Origin of the sequence: Parasphingorhabdus sp., assembly GCF_041748495.1 — a bacterium.
Lineage (GTDB): Bacteria > Pseudomonadota > Alphaproteobacteria > Sphingomonadales > Sphingomonadaceae > Parasphingorhabdus.
In genome coordinates, this window is sequence record NZ_JBGTDD010000140.1 from 1 (window position 1) to 17,469 (window position 17,469).

Annotated in this window: 15 protein-coding genes; 4 read left to right on the forward strand and 11 right to left on the reverse strand. The window is 60.5% G+C overall.

Features of this window, described 5'->3' with window-relative positions; all coding sequences use genetic code 11:
* From ACEW8J_RS12395 to ACEW8J_RS12410, 4 genes are all read right to left on the reverse strand, one after another.
* Nucleotides 1-740 (reverse strand): GTP cyclohydrolase II (locus tag ACEW8J_RS12395; RefSeq protein ID WP_373491956.1); only part of this gene is annotated, 740 nt, incomplete at its 3' end.
* On the reverse strand, nt 737-1,531 hold the full coding sequence (xth, locus tag ACEW8J_RS12400; protein WP_373491957.1) for an exodeoxyribonuclease III: 795 nt from the start codon (nt 1,529-1,531) through the stop codon (nt 737-739). The genes xth and ACEW8J_RS12395, both read right to left, overlap by 4 nt.
* A gap of 284 nt (nt 1,532-1,815) precedes the next feature.
* On the reverse strand, nt 1,816-2,445 hold the full coding sequence (locus tag ACEW8J_RS12405) for an outer membrane lipoprotein carrier protein LolA (RefSeq protein WP_373491958.1): 630 nt from the start codon (nt 2,443-2,445) through the stop codon (nt 1,816-1,818).
* Nucleotides 2,446-2,527: 82 nt separating this feature from the next.
* Nucleotides 2,528-4,837, reverse strand: a complete 2,310-nt coding sequence (locus tag ACEW8J_RS12410) for a DNA translocase FtsK 4TM domain-containing protein (RefSeq protein WP_373491959.1) — start codon at nt 4,835-4,837, stop codon at nt 2,528-2,530.
* Between the two features lie 174 nt (nt 4,838-5,011).
* Between ACEW8J_RS12410 and ACEW8J_RS12415 the strand changes: the two genes are divergently transcribed.
* Entirely contained in the window at nt 5,012-6,244 is a 1,233-nt protein-coding gene (locus ACEW8J_RS12415; RefSeq protein WP_373491960.1) for a UbiH/UbiF/VisC/COQ6 family ubiquinone biosynthesis hydroxylase, read from the forward strand.
* A gap of 3 nt (nt 6,245-6,247) precedes the next feature.
* Here ACEW8J_RS12415 and ACEW8J_RS12420 read toward each other — a convergent pair whose 3' ends face one another.
* Nucleotides 6,248-7,015 carry an SDR family NAD(P)-dependent oxidoreductase gene (locus ACEW8J_RS12420; RefSeq protein ID WP_373491961.1) on the reverse strand — a complete coding sequence of 256 codons (768 nt, stop codon included), beginning with the start codon at nt 7,013-7,015 and terminating at the stop codon, nt 6,248-6,250.
* Nucleotides 7,016-7,092: 77 nt separating this feature from the next.
* On the reverse strand, nt 7,093-7,773 hold the full coding sequence (locus ACEW8J_RS12425) for an OmpA family protein (RefSeq protein WP_373491962.1): 681 nt from the start codon (nt 7,771-7,773) through the stop codon (nt 7,093-7,095).
* A 158-nt stretch (nt 7,774-7,931) separates the two neighbouring features.
* Here ACEW8J_RS12425 and ACEW8J_RS12430 point away from each other — a divergent pair, with 158 nt between their 5' ends.
* A complete protein-coding gene (locus ACEW8J_RS12430) occupies nt 7,932-9,248 on the forward strand; it encodes a hemolysin family protein (RefSeq protein WP_373491963.1) in 1,317 nt (438 codons plus the stop codon).
* Here ACEW8J_RS12430 and ACEW8J_RS12435 read toward each other — a convergent pair whose 3' ends face one another.
* The 4 genes from ACEW8J_RS12435 to ACEW8J_RS12450 form a co-directional block, all read right to left on the reverse strand.
* The gene (locus ACEW8J_RS12435; RefSeq protein ID WP_373491964.1) at nt 9,249-9,815 is read right to left on the reverse strand and encodes a hypothetical protein; all 567 of its coding nucleotides are present in this window, start codon (nt 9,813-9,815) and stop codon (nt 9,249-9,251) included.
* A 149-nt stretch (nt 9,816-9,964) separates the two neighbouring features.
* Nucleotides 9,965-10,711, reverse strand: a complete 747-nt coding sequence (locus ACEW8J_RS12440; RefSeq protein WP_373491965.1) for an OmpA family protein — start codon at nt 10,709-10,711, stop codon at nt 9,965-9,967.
* Nucleotides 10,712-10,898: 187 nt separating this feature from the next.
* Complete coding sequence (locus ACEW8J_RS12445) at nt 10,899-11,600, reverse strand: class I SAM-dependent methyltransferase (RefSeq protein ID WP_373491966.1); 702 nt, start codon at nt 11,598-11,600, stop codon at nt 10,899-10,901.
* Between the two features lie 5 nt (nt 11,601-11,605).
* The gene (locus ACEW8J_RS12450; RefSeq protein WP_373491970.1) at nt 11,606-12,814 is read right to left on the reverse strand and encodes a DUF3419 family protein; all 1,209 of its coding nucleotides are present in this window, start codon (nt 12,812-12,814) and stop codon (nt 11,606-11,608) included.
* A gap of 210 nt (nt 12,815-13,024) precedes the next feature.
* Here ACEW8J_RS12450 and ACEW8J_RS12455 point away from each other — a divergent pair, with 210 nt between their 5' ends.
* The gene (locus tag ACEW8J_RS12455; protein WP_373491967.1) at nt 13,025-14,260 is read left to right on the forward strand and encodes a putative DNA modification/repair radical SAM protein; all 1,236 of its coding nucleotides are present in this window, start codon (nt 13,025-13,027) and stop codon (nt 14,258-14,260) included.
* 16 nt (nt 14,261-14,276) lie between these two features.
* Complete coding sequence (locus ACEW8J_RS12460; RefSeq protein ID WP_373491968.1) at nt 14,277-15,785, forward strand: UdgX family uracil-DNA binding protein; 1,509 nt, start codon at nt 14,277-14,279, stop codon at nt 15,783-15,785.
* A 760-nt stretch (nt 15,786-16,545) separates the two neighbouring features.
* On the opposite strand, the gene purD is transcribed toward ACEW8J_RS12460, so the two are convergent.
* Nucleotides 16,546-17,469, reverse strand: a 924-nt coding sequence (purD, locus tag ACEW8J_RS12465) for a phosphoribosylamine--glycine ligase (RefSeq protein ID WP_373491969.1), incomplete at its 5' end; no start/stop codon positions are given.

Below are 17,469 nucleotides of genomic sequence, written 5' to 3' on the forward strand. Positions count from 1 at the left end.
GTCGCTTCGCCCATCTGATGCAGCGCGGCGTGCAGTTGCGGACCGCAGTCGCATTTCAGGCTGCCCAGCACATCGCCGGTCAGGCATTCGCTGTGCAGCCTTACCACCGGCGTGCTGTCGTCGCGCTTGCCGACCACCAGCGCGATATGGTCGGTGGCATCGGCATCGCTGCGAAAGCCGTAGATATGCGCTTCGCTATTGGCCGCGACCGGAAGTCGCGCGTGGGCGCTGATCGTCAGGGCGGCAGAATCGGCATAGGCGGCAACATCCTCCGCCTCGACAATATCCTCTGCCGCATCGACGATCAGAAAGGCCGGCAGCAACGCGCCGTGGCGGGCCAGTTCCATCGCCGCCGCTGCGGCCCGCGGGTTGGTCAGCGTTTCGCTGCGAAACGGACCTTTCATCGGATATTTCATGTCGAGCACCGGATCGACGATGGCGGTAATTTCCGTGGCGGTAACCGGTGCCGCCAGGCTGATCTGGATTGGCAGGTTCGGGTCGGCGGCGGCCAGCTGGTTGAGCAGTTTCAGCGTATCGGCGCGGCTGGCCGAAATCAGCAGCGAGACGGTTCCGGAGCCTGACAACGCCGCCTCGAGATTGCCGGTCTCGACCGGCAGCAGATTGAGCCGCTCGCCATCGGCTTCCACGCCTACCGGCCAGCCCCGGCGCAGCGCGTCAATCGCTCGGGCGGCGCGGCGCGCCGATGCCTGTTGCGGCCCGTCAAGGGGCGCTGGCTTCAAAAGGTGAATTCCGTGATCAGCGGCGCGTGATCCGACGGCTTGCCCCAGCTCCGCGCGTCTTCCAGCACGACATGGCTGACCGCCCTGTCTCCCAGTTCCGGGCTGACCCAGACATGGTCGAGCCGGCGGCCCTTGTCCGAGGCGCGCCAGTCCTTGGCCCGGTAGCTCCACCAGGTATAGAGGCGCTCGGGATCGGGGATCAGCTTGCGGCCGACGTCGACCCAGCCATGCGCGTCGCGCATCCGGTACAGATGGTCGATCTCGACCTGGGTATGGCTGACCACCTTGATCAGAGCCTTGTGGCTCCAGACATCGGACGCCAGCGGCGCGACATTGAAGTCGCCCATCAGGATCGTCGGTTCCTTCAGATTCTTTGACCATTCGGTCATCCGGCCGAAGAAATCGAGCTTCTGACCAAATTTGGGATTGAGTTCGCGGTCCGGAATTTCGCCGCCGGCGGGAATATAGACATTCTCGATGCGGACGCCATTTTGCAGCACCGCGCCGACATGGCGGGCTTCGCCATTGTCCTGCCAGTCGAACCGCTCATCCTTGTGCAGCGGCACCCGGCTGAGGATCGCGACGCCGTGATGCATCGGCTGGCCGTTCAGGATCTGGTGATTATAGCCGAGGCGACGGAACATGCCTTCGGGAAATTGTTCGTTGCGCACCTTGGTTTCCTGCAGGCACAAGATATCGGGCGATTCCTCGGTCAGGAAACGTTCGACAATGTCGAGGCGGGCGCGAATGCTGTTGATGTTCCAGCTGACAATTTTCAGATGATCGCTCATGCCGAGTCTACTAGCCACGCTCGCGCAGAAACCCAAGCCCAAAGGCAAGCCTCGCTAATTTCGCTGGACCAGAAAAGGAAAACCCCCACCTCCGGGGGCATTAAGGAGGTGGGGGCAAACTCGCGTTCGTCACGCATAAGATGAAATGAGCACTTTTGTGTCAGGTAACAGGGGGAAAACCTGACTGTCTCTCTTCATCCTGTATTTGGTTATAGCCCCGTGTTTCTGTCGGGAATATGAACGAGAACAACATCCTTTTCTGCCTGTCGGCGGCCCGTCTCGGTTCACCGCTTGGAGCGGACTTTTCGCCGGGGATCGGTCCAGTTGAAGGTGCTATTGGCGACCGGAACCCCGAATTTCTGGTTGGAAAGGCGGATCGAGGTGCGATTATTCTTCGAATCCAGCGACACCCAGCCATCCAGGCTCAGCCCGCCCGGTGCGCCGGCTTTTTTCGTGAAAACCATCGTGATAATGCCATATTCCGGACGCTTGGGATCGCGTACTTCGACACTCAGCACATCGGGATTGCGTGTCGGCACGATCTTGCCATATTTTGACAGGTCGCGGTCCGGATTGAGCAGCGCGCCGAGCGGGCTGTTGCTGATCGGCCAGCGCTGGACCTGACTCACGTCATAGTCGATCAGCGTCAGCGCCTTGCCATCGCCGACGATCAGCAGATTGGCTTCCTTCTGATATTGAAACCGGATCTTGCCGGGTTGCTTCAGGGTGAGCTTGCCGCTGAGTTGCTGGCCGCTGCGATCGGTCTGGCTGAAATTCGCGGTCATCGTCGACATGGAGCGCAGATGGTTCGAAATTTTCGACAGGCTGTCGGAAGGGCTTTGCTGCGCGGTGGCGGGCAGGCTTGCTGTCAGGGCCAGCGGCGCAGCGATCAAGGCGAAACCATATTTGAACATTATAAAAAACTCCAGATTATCTGGCTATCCGCTTAGCCGGTGGCGATTGAACACTGGCTTAATCACTCTGTCAGCAAAACAGCTAGAGCGGTTCCCCATGTTGATCGCGCAGCACTTCACGGCGGCCGATATGGTTGGGCGGGCTGATAAAGCCATCTTCCTCCATCCGGTCGATGATCCGGGCCGCGCTATTATAGCCGATCCTGAGCTGCCGCTGCAGCCAGCTGGTCGATACTTTCTGACTCTCGAAGACAATCTGGCAGGCCTGCGTATATTGCCGGTCTTCCTTATTGTCGCTCAGATCGGCACCGTCCAGCGCAAAACTGCCATCTTCGGGTTCCTCGGTCACCGCCTGGATATAATCCGGCGTACCCTGCGAGCGCCAGTGATCGGCGACGCGCCGGACTTCGTCATCGGAGACGAAGGGGCCGTGGACCCGGGTCAGTTGCTTGCCGCCAGGCATGTACAGCATATCACCCTTGCCGAGCAGCTGTTCTGCGCCCTGCTCACCGAGGATCGTGCGGGAATCGATTTTCGAGGTGACATGAAAGCTGATCCGGGTTGGCAGATTGGCCTTGATCACGCCGGTGATGACATCGACCGAGGGGCGCTGCGTCGCCATGATCAGGTGAATACCCGCCGCCCGCGCCTTCTGCGCCAGCCGCTGGATCAGGAAGTCTACTTCCTTGCCCGCGGTCATCATCAGGTCGGCAAGCTCGTCGACGATGATCACGATCTGCGGCAGCACTTCAAAATCGAGCTGCTCTTCTTCGTAGATCGGCCTTGAAGTCTCGGGATCATAGCCGGTCTGGACGCGGCGACCGAGCGGTTGTCCCTTGGCCTTGGCGGCCTTCACCTTTTCATTATAATTGGCGAGATTGCGGACCGAAAGCGACGACATCATCCGATAGCGTTCCTCCATCTGCTCGACCGCCCATTTCAGCGCGCGAATGGCCTTGGCCGGTTCGGTCACCACCGGCGACAGCAGGTGCGGAATATCGTCATAGGTGCTGAGTTCCAGCATCTTCGGATCGATCATGATCATCTTGCACTCGTCGGGCGTCAGCCGGTAGAGCAACGACAATATCATGCAATTCAGGCCGACCGATTTACCGGAGCCGGTGGTGCCCGCAACAAGCAGATGCGGCATCGGTGCCAGGTCGGCAATGACCGGATCGCCGGATATATTCTTGCCCAATATGATCGGCAGCTTGCCGGTCTGTTCGGCGAAACTGTCGCTGCCGACCATCTCGTGCAGCACCACCATCTCGCGATTGGCATTGGGCAGCTCGATTCCCATGACGGTGCGTCCGGGAATGGAGGCCACGCGTGCCGACAGCGCCGACATGTTGCGGGCGATATCTTCGGCAAGCTGGATCACCCGGCTGGCCTTGATCCCCGGTGCCGGCTCCAGCTCATACATGGTGACCACGGGTCCCGGCCGGACTGCGTTGATCGTGCCCTTGACATGAAAATCATCCAGCACCGATTCCAGCAGCCGCGCGTTGCGCTCAAGCCCCGCCTTGTCGATAACATTGGCATTCTGTGGCGGCGCCGGGGTCAGCAGGTCGAGCGATGGCAGGACATAGGGTCCGAAAAAATCACCCTGCTTGCCCTTGCCGACGCTGGCTTTCTTCGGTGGCAACGCCCGGTCGCTGATCTCCGGCGGCGGCCGATTGTCCGGCTGGACCGATTTGCGCGGTGCCGGCTCGGCCTTGGGCTTGGCGATGCCGGGCCGATCTGGCTCGATCACCAGACCGTCGTCCTTTTGACCGAAGGGACTTTTTACCGTCGGGATTTTGAAAGATGTACCGGCAAACAGCGGCTTGTCGAGGCGCAGGCTATGATAGCCGAGGACAAGGCCCCCGATCAGGCTCAGCGCGATCAATATGCCCGAAATCAGATCGCTCCAGCTCGCAGCCAGGGCGTTGAGACCGGCGTTGATTGCATTGGCAATCAGCATGCTGGCCAGTCCGCCAAGGCCGGCGGGCAGTTCCATCTGCGGTTCCGGAAACCACAAGGCCAGTCCGGTCCCGACCAGCAGCGCGGCAAGCAGACACCAGAGCAATTGCCGTTTCCAGCCGAGTTGGGGATTGTCGCGCCACAGCCGGTTGGCCAGCACCAGCAAAAGCGGCACGAACAGGAGAACCGGCACGCCGATCAGCAACAGCAGGAGATCGGCCAGATAGGAGCCAAAAATCCCCATCCAGTTATATTCGACGCTGCCCGCGGAGGTGCTGAACGACGGGTCGCTGGGAGAGTAGCTGACCAGTGCCAGCAACAGGAACAGGGTCGACAGATAGATCGCGATCGCCCCGATCAGCGCACCGCTGCGCATCAGGCTGAGGCGCATGATCTCGCGCCAGTTCGCTTCCTTGGCATTACCCGCCATAACATGCTCCCGTGCATCGCCCCAGCCACAAGCGTGCATTAACTATCTGCTCCTTTGCGCGAATCGGGGACTCGCCGTCAAGTTTCTTGGCGATATTTTACCGGTTTTGCCTTTCCTTCCCCGGCTTCGATGCCTACCTTGAAGACAGGATTTTCGCTCGGAAAGGCAGTCGTCATGGGAATGGATTCTCGCAATAGCGATATCATCATATTGGGGGCGGGCATGATCGGCCTGACTCAGGCGCTGACGCTGGCGGCGCACGGTCTGCGCGTCGCAATCATCGACCGCGCCAAGCCGGACGAGCTGCTGAACCCGCAGAACGACTCCCGGGTTTCGGCGATCAACAGCGCCAGCTGGAACATGTTCGAGGCCATCGGTCTCGCGGACAAGCTGCGACCGCATGGCTGCGATATCGAGAAGATATTGGTCAACGACGGCCTGAAGCCGGGCACTCTGGATTTTGTCGCCGGCGAAGGTGAAGGCCCGATGGGCATCATGGTGGAAAATGCCCTGCTGCGCCGACTATTGTTCGAGGCGGTTCAGGCCCATCCGGCTATTGCGCTGCACCTGTCATCCCAGATCGCCACCTGTGACCGCAATGATTTTTGCGTGGATATCACGTTGGACAGCGGGAAAAGTCTGTCCGCACCGCTGCTGGTCGCCGCCGATGGCCGGGGCAGCCGGATGCGCGAGGAAGCCGGGATCATCATGGCCCACTGGCAATATGACCATAGCGCGATTGTCTGCAAGGTTGCGCATGAAAAGCCCCATGGCAACACCGCTTATGAGCTGTTCTTCCCATCCGGACCCTTTGCTCTGCTGCCGATGCTCGATGACGGTGATGGCAAGCACCGCTCGGCCGTCGTGTGGACGGTTTCGAGAAAGGACGGTCCTGCCTTCGCGAAGATCAACAAGCGCGCCTTTGTTGCCGAAATGATGAAGAAGACCGGCGGCTTTCTCGGCGAAATGGCGCTGCTTACCGACCGCCAGACCTATCCGCTGGGCTTCCACCACAGCTCCCATCTGGCCGCCGAGCGGCTGGTGCTGATCGGCGATGCCGGTCATGGCATCCATCCGATCGCGGGGCAGGGACTCAATCTCGGCCTGCGCGACGTAGCGGCGCTGACCGAATGTCTGGTCGAGGGCGCGCGCACCGGGCTTGATCTCGGCGATCCGCAAATTTTGGCGCGCTATGATCGCTGGCGGAGTCTCGACAATATGATGGTTTCGGCCGCGACCGACCTGCTGACACGATTGTTCGGCCTGCCAGGCGAGACGTCTTCGGCGATCCGACGCATGGGGATCGGGCTGGTCCAGCGGATTCCGCCGCTCAAGGCTCAGTTCATGGCCGAAGCCAAAGGCGAGACCGGCGATCTGCCCAAGCTGCTCAGGGGTGAACTGGTCTAGCGTCTAGCGCGATCCCTGACCGTCATCGATCTTGATCACGGTTCCGGTTACTGCATCCGACGATGGCGACACCAGATAGAGCAGGGTGCTGTCCATCTGTTCCGGCTGGCCCAGCCGTTTGCGCGGGAAATTGACCGAAAAATCGCCGGCACGCTCGATCATGCCATCGGCCATGTCGGTGGCGAACAGGCCCGGAGCGATGCCATTCACGTTGATATGAAATTTTGACCATTCAACAGCCAGTGTTTCGGTGATTCGAACGACGCCCGCCTTGGTCGTCGAATAGAGAGCTGCCCCTCCGCCACTATAGCTGGTGGCTGCGATAGACGCGACATTGACGATCCGTCCGGGCTTTTTTTCGGCGATCAGCGGACGGGCAAATTCGTTCGACAGGATGAACACGCTGCGCAGATTTGTATCCAGAACATCGTCGATCAGGTCCATCGACATCCGGGTGGCATGTTCGGCATCGACGATCCCGGCATTGTTGATCAATATGTCCGGCTGGCCGAGCGCTTCGGTGACGGCGGGAATGATCGCCTTTAGCTGGGCGGCGTCGCGCACATCCAGCGCAAAGGCTTTGGCCGTGCCGCCGTCCGCGTCGATCTCCTCGACCAGGTCATCTAGTCTGTTCTTGCGGCGGGCCGTGCAGGCAACCTTTGCCCCGCAGGCCGCCAGCACTTTGGCAAAGCGGCGGCCCAAACCGGCTGACGCACCGGTCACGATCGCGGTGCGTCCTGTCAGGTCGATAGAAAAATTGGGTGTTGTCATATGGCCGGGCATCCTCTGCAAATTTTTGCAGGGGATGCCCGGAATGATCGGACTAGCGCAAGCGCTAATTCAATAATCTAGTTGTTCAGATCATCCTGAGAGATCGGAACAATCCTGATTTCGACCCGGCGGTTGGCTGCCCGGCCCTCTTCGGTGGCGTTGCTGGCAATCGGCTGGCTTTCCCCATAGCCGCGGGTTGCCAGACGCGCACGCTGGACACCGCTATTGGCCAGGAAGTTGGCGACCGATTCGGCCCGGCGTTCGGACAGGGCCTGGTTATAGGCGTCACTGCCGGTGCTGTCGGTATGGCCGAGTACGTCGACATAGCTCTTCTCGTAGCGGGAGAGCGTGTCGGCGACGCTGGCCAGAGTGGCTTGAAACCCCGGACTGATAGCACTGCTATCGACACCGAATGTTACGTTGGACGGCATGTTGAGGATCAGGTTATCGCCATCGCGGGTGACATCGATACCGGTACCGGCTGTCTGTTCGCGAAGCTTCCTTTCCTGTTCGTCCATATAATAGCCGATTCCGGCACCAGCAAGACCGCCGAGACCGGCGCCGACAATTTTGGCGGTCCGATCGTTGCGACCGCCGAGGACATCACCCAGCAGATAGCCGCCGACAACGCCGCCGATGCCGCCAATGGCCGCCTTGGAGATGGTCCGGTTTCCGGTTTCCGGATTGGTGACGCAACCGCTTGTCAGTGCGAGAGCACCGAGCGAAGCCGCTGCCATTATTGATCTGTTCATCCGCATTTTATTTTTCCCTCTATAGGTCTTCCCGTTCGAACAAGACAACGCCTCGTCGTAGGGAAGGTTCCACCTAGCGCTGAATAAATGAACGGCGACTGACAGTAACCTTGAGATTCCGTAAAACATGCTGCTAAAGGGGGTGATGGCATTTCGCCCTTTCAATGGACAATATGACACCCTTTCCCTGGTTTGACGTTGCGATCATAATGGTGCTGGTGCTGATCAATGGCGTCTTTGCCATGTCGGAACTGGCGATTGTCTCTGCCCGTAGGGCACAATTGCAAGGCCTGGCCGACAGGGGGAGCAAGCGAGCCAAGGCGGCCCTCCGCCTGGCCGGTGATCCCGGCAAATTTCTGTCCACCGTGCAAATTGGCATCACCCTGATCGGCATTCTTGCCGGGGCCTTTTCTGGAGCGAGCCTCGGCGGACCGGTGGCCGAACGGCTGCATGCCCTTGGCATGGGTCAGGAATTGTCCGGAACCCTCGGCTTTGTGCTGGTCATCGGCCTGACTACTTATGCCTCACTGGTGATTGGCGAATTGGTCCCGAAGCAGATCGCCCTCCGCTCCGCCGAGAGAATCGCGCTGATCATGGCCCAGCCGATGGAGTTGCTGGCGCGCATTTCGGCGCCGCTGGTCTGGTTGCTGGACAATAGCAGCGCCATAATTTTCCGACTGATGCGGATCAAACGCGAGCAGATCAATCATGTAACCGCAGAAGAATTGCAGATGGTGTTCGCCGATGCGACGCGTTCCGGGGTGATCGAGGAACATGAGCGCGCCGTGATGGCTGGGGTCGTGCGTCTCGCCGACCGCCCGATTCGCGAAGTGATGACCCCGCGAACCGAGATCGACTGGCTCGATATCGATGCGAAGCGCGAAGATATTCACAAGCTGCTGATGGAATCCCAGCACAGCCGCTTTCCGGTGGCGGAACATTCCGTCGACGAGATCCGGGGCGTGGTCCAGGCCCGTGATATCGTGGCAGCGCAACTGGGCGGCGAGGCGCTGGACCTGCGCAAACTGATGCGTCCGCTGGCGAAAGTACCGGACCAGCTCGACGCGCTCGATGTGCTGGAAATCCTGCGCGAAACCGAAGTACCGATGATATTGGTGCACGACGAATATGGCCATTTCGAAGGGATTGTCACACCCAACGACCTGCTCAGTTCGATTGCTGGCGAATTTGTGTCCGACCAGGACGAGAAAACCCAGCGCAGCCTGATCGAGCGTGCCGACGGCAGCTATCTCGTCTCCGGGGCGATGGCGATTGATGCGCTGGCCGAACGGTTGGGTATCCGGCTGTCAGAAGACCGGGACTATGCGACGGTCGCCGGCCATGCGCTGGCGCTGCTGCGCCATCTGCCCGAAGAAGGCGAGGTTTTTGAAGATCAGGACTGGATATTCGAGATTGTCGATATGGATGGCCGCAAGATCGACAAGCTGATCGTCCGTGCTAGCAATCCTGAGATGGACTGATCAGAGCTTGCCGTATTTCTTCTCGAAACCGGCGATATCGTCCTTGGCCAGAAATTTCGCCTGATCGATCCAGGCATCTCGGGTGATCCGTCCGCTGAACGTATCCAGATAGGGATCGACCTCTGAAATTTCCGCTTCTTTCCATGCGGCTATCTGGTCAAATCGCGTGATGCCCAGGCTGATCAGCAGCGTATTGAGCTTTGGTCCGATGCCCTTGATTAGCCGCAGATTGTCAGGTTCGCCGACGGCCGCCGGGATATTGGGCTTGCCGGCCGGCACCGGCTCGGCTTGCGGCGCTGCCGGCTTTTCCTCGGCTGCCGGTGTCGGGACCACTCGGGGCGGAGCTGCCGGCTCGGGATCAGGTTCGGTGATGACCGGCGGCGCGGACTCGGGATCGGCTGGCCGGACCGGTTCGCCCGCTTTTTCCAGCAGGCCATCATCGGCGGAGAAATTCTCGACCTCGGAAGATTCGCGGCCGGTTGCGGCCCAGATCCAGAAAGCCGTGACGATCCCGATCAGCAGTGCGATCAGAAAGAATAGCCAATTGGCTGAAATCAGCGTTATCATTATCTCGAAATCCCGTTCTGAACTCTGTTGAACGCCATTATCGGCTAAATTTCTTCGTTGCCTCGGCCCCAGATGAACCAGCCAATCGCGAGGCCAATCGCAAAACTAGCCAGCAGGAGCAACAGATTTTCAAGCAAAAGTGGCATCGATCAATTTCCCTGTTGCGCTTGGGCATCATTTTGCGCCGAACCGTCGGCAGCCCCGATCCGGAATTCAATCCTGCGGTTCTGCGCGTCGGCCGCCGCACCGGAGCCCTTTGCCCGGGGCCGGGTCGAGCCATAGCCGGTAGCGGTGATCAGATTTTCGGCCATTCCACGTTCGACCAGCCCGGCCTTGATGCGGTCGGCCCGTTCCTGCGACATGACCCGGTTGACTTCACTGTCACCATTGGCATCGGTATGGCCTTCCACCGTCATCGACAGGCCGTCGCAATCTTTCATCGCGCTGGCAATCTTGTCGATAACCCGCTTCGCTTCCAGAGAAACATAAGGGCTGCCCGAGCGGAAGTTGATATTGTCCGCTTCGATAATCTTGTCGACTTCACTCTGGCATTTGGCGACTGTATCGCGGCTGGCAGGGGGGGCTTTGCCCTCGGCGGTTACAATCGCTTCCTTCTTGCCTTTCCAGCTTGCGCTGGACACTCCGGGAATTGCCATGACCACGCTCAGCGCATCCTGTTTGGCAGTTTCTTCCAGATCACCGGCCAATATGGCGTCTCGCGACAGCGGCGACCGGTCGAAGCTGACCTTTGCCGCAGCCAGTCCGCGCGCAGCCAGTTCGGTCTGCGCCTCTTGCTCCAGACCGGAAATGAACTTTTCACCGGTGGCCACATGACCGACCAGCGCCAGGATCACGGTCGCCGCGGCGCCGGTCAGTATCTTGCTTCCGATTTCCATCAGCTACCCTCGGTTCTCTCTCCGGTCGTTTGCGACTTTTGCAACGATCAATCAAAATGACCGAAAATAACGCCTGAGTCCAGTTGGCTCACGGCGATGAGTAAAAGCACATGACCTAATCTGTCCCTCTATGAAACAAAAGGCCAATAGATTTGGTTAATTTTGCCGCCTTTTCGGGACAAGCCGATTAATGTCGCAAGGAGCCCGCGATTGTTGCGGTTCGGCCTTGAACAACAAACCGCCAGCTATATCCCTTATACATCGGGATAAATTCGCTGTTCGTGCCGATTTCTGCATCCAGCTCCGCCAGAAAGGACCGCAGATGCTCGCGCGGCTCGACGTGGAACAACGCCAGCCATTGCTGCAGGAACGAGCGAAAGGGCGGCGGCAATCCTTCGCACTGGCCGAAATCGACGATATGCAATTCGCCGCCCGGTCCCAGCAGGGTCAGCGCCTGCCGGATCGCGCCCTGCCAGTCGGGGATCATCGACAGACAGAAGGACAGGAATATCCGGTCGAACGTGCGGACCGTCAGCGGCATCGCCTGCGCCGGATTTTCGGCGTCGCCGTGGAACAGACGGATCCGCTCCGCCATCCCGCTCTGCGCCATATTCTTGCGCGCCTCTTTCAGCATTTCGGAGCTGATATCAAAGCCGTAAAACTCCGCTTCCGGCCAGGCTTTTGCCGCCCGCACCAGATTGCGCGCCGTGCCGCAGCCGATTTCCAGCACCCGGCCTCCGGGCGGCGGGTCCAGCGCCGCGATCAGCTGGTCTCGCCCGAGCAGATAATATTTGCGGGTGAGGTCATAGATGCCGCTCTGGCTGCGGTAGATGCGATCCATCAGATCGGCGTGGCGGTCGCTGTCATGCTTGCGCAAGATATCGTCCATCAGCGTCATTTCAGCCGGTACAGATGCATCGCGCCGTAGATCGCCGAGCGGTCCTTGCGGGTCAGCGCCTGCGACAGATCCGCGTCATAATCCCACGCGCAGAGCAGTTCATCGGCGACCCGCCCCGGCAATAATGTCTCTTCCGCCGCAGTGCGGAACAGCACCCGGGCGCCTGGCTTGGCGGTCCGGCCAATCTCGCCCCACAACCGGTTGAGCTGCTCGTCGGTCATCCAGTCCTGGGCGTCGAGCAGGACATAGCGATCGACCGATCCGGCGTCCTGGCCGGCGAGAAATTCGATGAAATTCTGATGCCTGATATCCAGTCTCTTGCTGCGCTCGCCCAGCCAGGCGAAACTCGCCTGCTCCAGATAGGGCGGTACCGATCCGGGTGAGGCGCTCTGATAGGCGCGGCCAAAGGCCTGCTGCGCGAAATAATTGTCGGCCAGGGCAAAGTCGCAGGCCAGCTTGCGGGTCCGCTCGCGCAGCACGTCGGCCATGTGGCGATCACCGGCGAGCGCGCGATATTGCGCCGGCGGAATGCCCAGACCGAATAAAGCCATCGGGTTGGAGCACAGGAAACGCATCGCCTTTTTCTGAAACAGCGGCCCGATATGCCGCTCGAACAGTTCGACCTGCTCCTCGCGCGTCCGCGCCGCCATCAGCAGCGAGGGCCTCGCGCCGCCGAGCCGCCCCAATATATGCACCAGGCCGATGAAATTGCCGAGCAGCCCCTTGCGGTAGAATCCCCTGGCAAAACCGTTGATCCGGCGCTGGCCGAAATGGTCGCGGCCGTCCCAATATTTGCGGCTGGTCTCGTCCAGATGCGGCCGCAGCCGGTCGCGATAGACCGCCAGATTGTCCCTGCTCCTGGCCTCGCCGAAAAAGCGGAAAAACGCTTCATGGCTGTGCAGCCGCTGCGCCGCGACCGATTTCAGCCGGTTGAGCGCGATATGCGCCGCATTGAGATCGACCGCGGTGATCTTCGCCGGATCGGCGCGCAGATAGGACAGGGCATTGCAGCCGCCGCTGGCGATGGTAACAATATGGCAGTCCGGCCGGATATCCAGCGCCTCCATATCGGCGACCGGATCCTCCCAGATCTGCGGATAGACCAGCCCGCGAAACAGCAGCGAGAAAGCCCGCTCGAGCAGGCCCGCCTTGCTGGCACGATTGGGCAGGATTGCATCGTTCAATATGGTGGACTGTTTAACCATAGCCGTCTGCACGCTCATGGAACCTCCCGGATAAGCTAGATCATTCCGGTGAATTTAGGCCGTTGCGGTGACGCAGGCATGACCGGCGTGTGACAGGTTTAAGACCGGCACGGCGCAGCAGCGGCACATACAGCGACCCGTCGCTTCATCCTGGCGCCCCGACCCACTTAAACTATTGAACAAAACAAGAACAAGAGTTAGGCTGGGCTCATGTCCAAACTCACCCGATCCGAAAAGCTGGCGATTCTCGCGGATGCAGCGAAATATGATGCCTCCTGCGCCTCAAGTGGATCGGTCAAGCGCGATTCCCTTCGCTCGGGCGGCATCGGCTCGACCGGCGGCATGAGCATCTGCCACAGCTACGCCCCGGACGGACGGTGCATTTCGCTGCTGAAGATCCTGATGACCAACTATTGTATGTTCGACTGCCTCTATTGCATCAACCGCTCCTCAAGCAACGTCCGGCGAGCTGCTTTCACTGTGCAGGAAATTGTCGACCTCACACTGGATTTCTACAAGCGCAATTATATCGAGGGCTTGTTCCTGTCCTCCGGCATCATCCGCAGTCCCGATTATACGATGGAGCAGCTGGTGGAAGTGGCCCGGCGGTTACGGATCGTCCATCGCTTTGGCGGTTATATCCACTTGAAAACCATCCCGGAGGCCGATCCTGACCTGCTCAGGCAGGCGGGTCAATATGCCGACCGATTGTCGATCAATATCGAATTGCCGGATGACGAATCCATCACCCGATTGGCACCAGAAAAAGACGGTATCCTGATCCGCAAGACCATGGCCAATCTGGGCCGGCAGGTGCGCGAAGCAAAGGCAGAACGCAAAAGCTCGCGCAAGGCACCGCTGTTCGCCCCGGGCGGACACAGTACCCAGATGATCATCGGTGCCGATGCATCGGACGATGCGAAGATATTGACCACCAGCAACGGCCTTTACGACAGTTATGGTCTGAAAAGGGTCTATTATTCCGCCTTCAGTCCGATCCCCGATGCGAGCAACAATTTGCCGGTCCAGGCCCCGCCCCTGCTCAGGGAGCACCGGCTCTACCAGGCCGATTGGCTGCTCCGTTTCTACGGCTTCACCGTTGGCGAAATCATGCAGGGCGGCACCGCGGGGCAGCTTGATCTGGCGATTGATCCGAAACTGGCCTGGGCGTTGCAGAACCGGGCAAGCTTTCCGGTCGATATCAACTGCGCCGACAAGGAAAGCCTGCTCAGGATTCCCGGGCTTGGCGGCAAGGGCGTCGGCAAGATATTGCAGGCCCGCCGCTATTCTGCCTTGCGACTGGCCGATCTGCAACGCATCTGCCAGTCGCTGAAGAAAATATTGCCCTTCATCACCGCAGCAGATTGGCATCCCGGAAAGCAGCTCGATTCATTGACCCTGTATGACCAGCTGAAACCACCAGCCGAACAGCTGAGTCTGTTCTGATCCCGGGACAGAATCATTGACCCCGGTCGATAGGGACGATGACCGCCGTCCGAAAAACGGTTTTCGGATCGCGCTTTGCAGCGAGGTCGATCGGGACGGCTGGCGTGCCCATGCGCGACGGCTGTTGCAGGGGCGCGTCGCTCCCGATCAAGTGACATGGACGGTCGCAGGACGGCGCGACAGCGATCAGCTGGACCTTTCCGCTCAAACGGTGTCGCTCCCGGCAGCCGCCAGCCATTCCCCACGTCCGATCCGGATTTCGAGGCACCTGCTGGCGCTGATCAACGGCGGTCTGCTGCACCGGAACGCAGACCGGTTTGATCTCGCCTATCGGCTGCTGTACAGAGCCCAGTCGGTTCCACGCCTGCATGAAAACCCGGCGGATGCCGATATGATGAAGCTGAACCGCTACGCCAAGGCGATCCGGCGCGATATCCACAAGATGCACGCCTTCGTCCGCTTCCGCAAAATCGGCGAGCGCGAGGGGCGCGAGCAATTTGTGGCCTGGTTCGAGCCGGATCATCATATCACCGCGACGGTAGCGCCCTTTTTCCGCAAGCGCTTCACCGGCATGGACTGGCTGATCCTGACGCCGCAGGCGAGCATTGCCTGGGATGGCGATCGGCTGTCCATCGGCTCCGGCGGCAGCAAGCATGACCTGCCGCAGCAGGATCTGGTCGAGGCGGAATGGCGGACCTATTATGCCAATATCTTCAACCCCGCGCGGGTCAAGATCGCCGCGATGAAGTCGGAAATGACGTTGAAATACTGGAAAAACCTGCCGGAAGCCGAGCTGATCCCGTCGCTGCTGGAACGCGCCGCCGGGCGGGTCGACGCCATGGTGGCGCATGGTCGGCAGGACGCCTTCCGCCCTGCCGACCATGCGCCTCTGTCCACGGCCGAACCGCCGGCCTCGCTCGACCAGCTGTACGAAATTCTCGAACAGGCCAGTGATGCGCCGCGCGAGAGTTTCTCGGACCGGCTGGTGCGCGGGTCGGGACCGGTGGACGCGAGGATCATGGTCATCGGGGAGCAGCCCGGCGACCAGGAAGACCGGCAGGGCAGGCCGTTTGTCGGCCCCGCCGGCCAGCTGCTCGACCGCGCGCTTGCAGAGGCCGGGCTCGACCGGCAGCGGCTGTTCCTGACCAACGCCGTCAAGCGGTTCAAATACCGGCAAAGCGGCAAAAGGCGCATCCACGAGACCCCCAATGCCGGAGAGATCAACTATTACCGCTGGTGGATCGAACAGGAAATTCGGCTGGTCGACCCCCGGCTGGTCATCGTCCTCGGCGCAACCGCCGCCCGCTGCCTGACGGGCAAGGTGATGAAAATATCCCGTCACCGCGGTACGATCCTGCCCCTTGCCACCAACCGCTCGCTACTGATCACCGTTCACCCGTCCTACCTGCTGCGCATCCCGGACGCGCAGGGCCGGCAGGTGGAATATGCGAAGTTCCTCCGGGATCTGGAGTTGGCGGCGGCCGGGGTGAAGACGGACGGACCCAAAGGCGGCGATCTTTCCTGAAGCCCAGCCAGAGTGGAACCGCTGGTCCATATCCTCACAAGGGGATGCCCAACGCCGGCTATGCGCGTATCCCAAAGACTAGGACGATCATGGCTTTTCTGATCGAGATGGAGAAAATTGAGGAATTTCAAAACTTGCATAAGCGCAAACCGCATTTGCATGGCGGTGACCGGGATGGCATGTATTGTCTGGCTGGCAAAGGCCAGGCATCGCGATAAAATAGGCATGAAACCGGTCCGTCGCGGCGCGTTTATACGGCAAGCGATCCAGCCCGATGCATGACTTCCGCCCCCTTTATACGTTGGACTGTCAAAACGCTTTCCTACACCCGCCGCCATCGCATATTATAGCCCCGCTCGCGGGACAAACGCGGGACAGGCTCTTTGACAAATTGAATATGCCATCGGCACGGCGCCGCTGGTTCGCGACGAGCTGCGCCGAAAGGTCACACTCGGCGCGAGGCTGGCGTCCAACAAAGGCAGAGATTCTGCGGCCTTGGGGCAAAGGTCACAAAAAATAAAAACGCACGCCGGTGTCAAGCTTTGCCCGCGCTTGTTCTCCCGTGAGGGCGGGAGTCCATCTCGTGCCCGCGCGTCCGAACATTTTTGTCAGAGATAGGCGGTGAAGCAAGCCCCATGGACGTCTGTCTCGTCGCGGCTTCGCGCAAATGCCCCAGGCCCGCCACCCGCAAACGCGCCGGCAAAACCCTTCCTTGGCCCCAACTTTGACAAACTTTGGAACGCCGCAGTGCTGGCAGGAGCTACTCCCCCGCCTCGCGCGCCACCTCCCGCCAACCGATATCCCGCCGGCAGAAGCCACTCTCGAAATCGATCTGGTCGACCGCCGCATAAGCCTTCGCCTGCGCTTCGGTGGCACTGGCTCCCAGCGCGGTAACATTCAGCACCCGGCCGCCGCTGGCGACCAGCGCGCCGTCCATCTCGGCGGTGCCGGCATGGAAAATCTTGGCGCCCTCGCGCTCCGCTCGCGCCAGATTCTGGATTTTTCCGCCTTTTTCCGGGGTCGCCGGATAGCCTCGCGCCGCCATCACCACGGTGAGCGCGGTTTCCGGCGCAAATAGCGGGGCGCTGGTCTGGGCGAGATCGCCGGTGGCGGTCGCCATCATCAGCTTGGCGAGATCGTCCTCCAGCCGCATCATCAGCACCTGGCATTCCGGATCACCGAAACGGGCATTATATTCTATCAGCTGCGGCCCCGTCTCGGTCAGCATCAGCCCGGCAAACAGGACGCCGCTATAGGGGTTGCCGTCGGCGGCCATCATATCGACGGTCGGCTGGATGATCTGGTCGATCACCTGTTGCTGCAGCTCGGCGGTGAGCACGGGGGCAGGGCTGTAGGCGCCCATGCCGCCGGTGTTCGGGCCGACATCGCCGTCGCCGACGCGCTTGTGATCCTGCGCGGTGCCGAACGGCAGGACATTCTTGCCATCGGTGATCGCGAAGAAACTGGCTTCCTCGCCGGTCAGAAATTCCTCGATCACCACTTCCGCGCCGGCCGCGCCGAAGCCGCCGCCAAACATGTCATTGATCGCGGCCTCGGCTTCCTCGCGGGTCTCGGCGATGATCACGCCCTTGCCGGCGGCCAGGCCATCGGCCTTGATCACCACCGGAATGGCAAAGCCGTCGAGTGCGGCCAGCGCGTCGGCGGCGCTGGTGGCGCGGACATA

Bases quoted from the DNA above. Each gene is read 5' to 3' on its own strand.
- ACEW8J_RS12405 (WP_373491958.1), bottom strand. From the start codon at position 2,445: ATGTTCAAATATGGTTTCGCCTTGATCGCTGCGCCGCTGGCCCTGACA.
- ACEW8J_RS12440 (WP_373491965.1), bottom strand. From the start codon at position 10,711: ATGGAAATCGGAAGCAAGATACTGACCGGCGCCGCGGCGACCGTGATC.
- ACEW8J_RS12445 (WP_373491966.1), bottom strand. From the start codon at position 11,600: ATGGACGATATCTTGCGCAAGCATGACAGCGACCGCCACGCCGATCTG.
- ACEW8J_RS12435 (WP_373491964.1), bottom strand. From the start codon at position 9,815: ATGATAACGCTGATTTCAGCCAATTGGCTATTCTTTCTGATCGCACTG.
- ACEW8J_RS12430 (WP_373491963.1), top strand. From the start codon at position 7,932: ATGGACAATATGACACCCTTTCCCTGGTTTGACGTTGCGATCATAATG.
- xth (WP_373491957.1), bottom strand. From the start codon at position 1,531: ATGAGCGATCATCTGAAAATTGTCAGCTGGAACATCAACAGCATTCGC.
- ACEW8J_RS12425 (WP_373491962.1), bottom strand. From the start codon at position 7,773: ATGCGGATGAACAGATCAATAATGGCAGCGGCTTCGCTCGGTGCTCTC.
- ACEW8J_RS12420 (WP_373491961.1), bottom strand. From the start codon at position 7,015: ATGACAACACCCAATTTTTCTATCGACCTGACAGGACGCACCGCGATC.
- ACEW8J_RS12415 (WP_373491960.1), top strand. From the start codon at position 5,012: ATGGGAATGGATTCTCGCAATAGCGATATCATCATATTGGGGGCGGGC.
- ACEW8J_RS12450 (WP_373491970.1), bottom strand. From the start codon at position 12,814: ATGGTTAAACAGTCCACCATATTGAACGATGCAATCCTGCCCAATCGT.
- ACEW8J_RS12410 (WP_373491959.1), bottom strand. From the start codon at position 4,837: ATGGCGGGTAATGCCAAGGAAGCGAACTGGCGCGAGATCATGCGCCTC.
- ACEW8J_RS12455 (WP_373491967.1), top strand. From the start codon at position 13,025: ATGTCCAAACTCACCCGATCCGAAAAGCTGGCGATTCTCGCGGATGCA.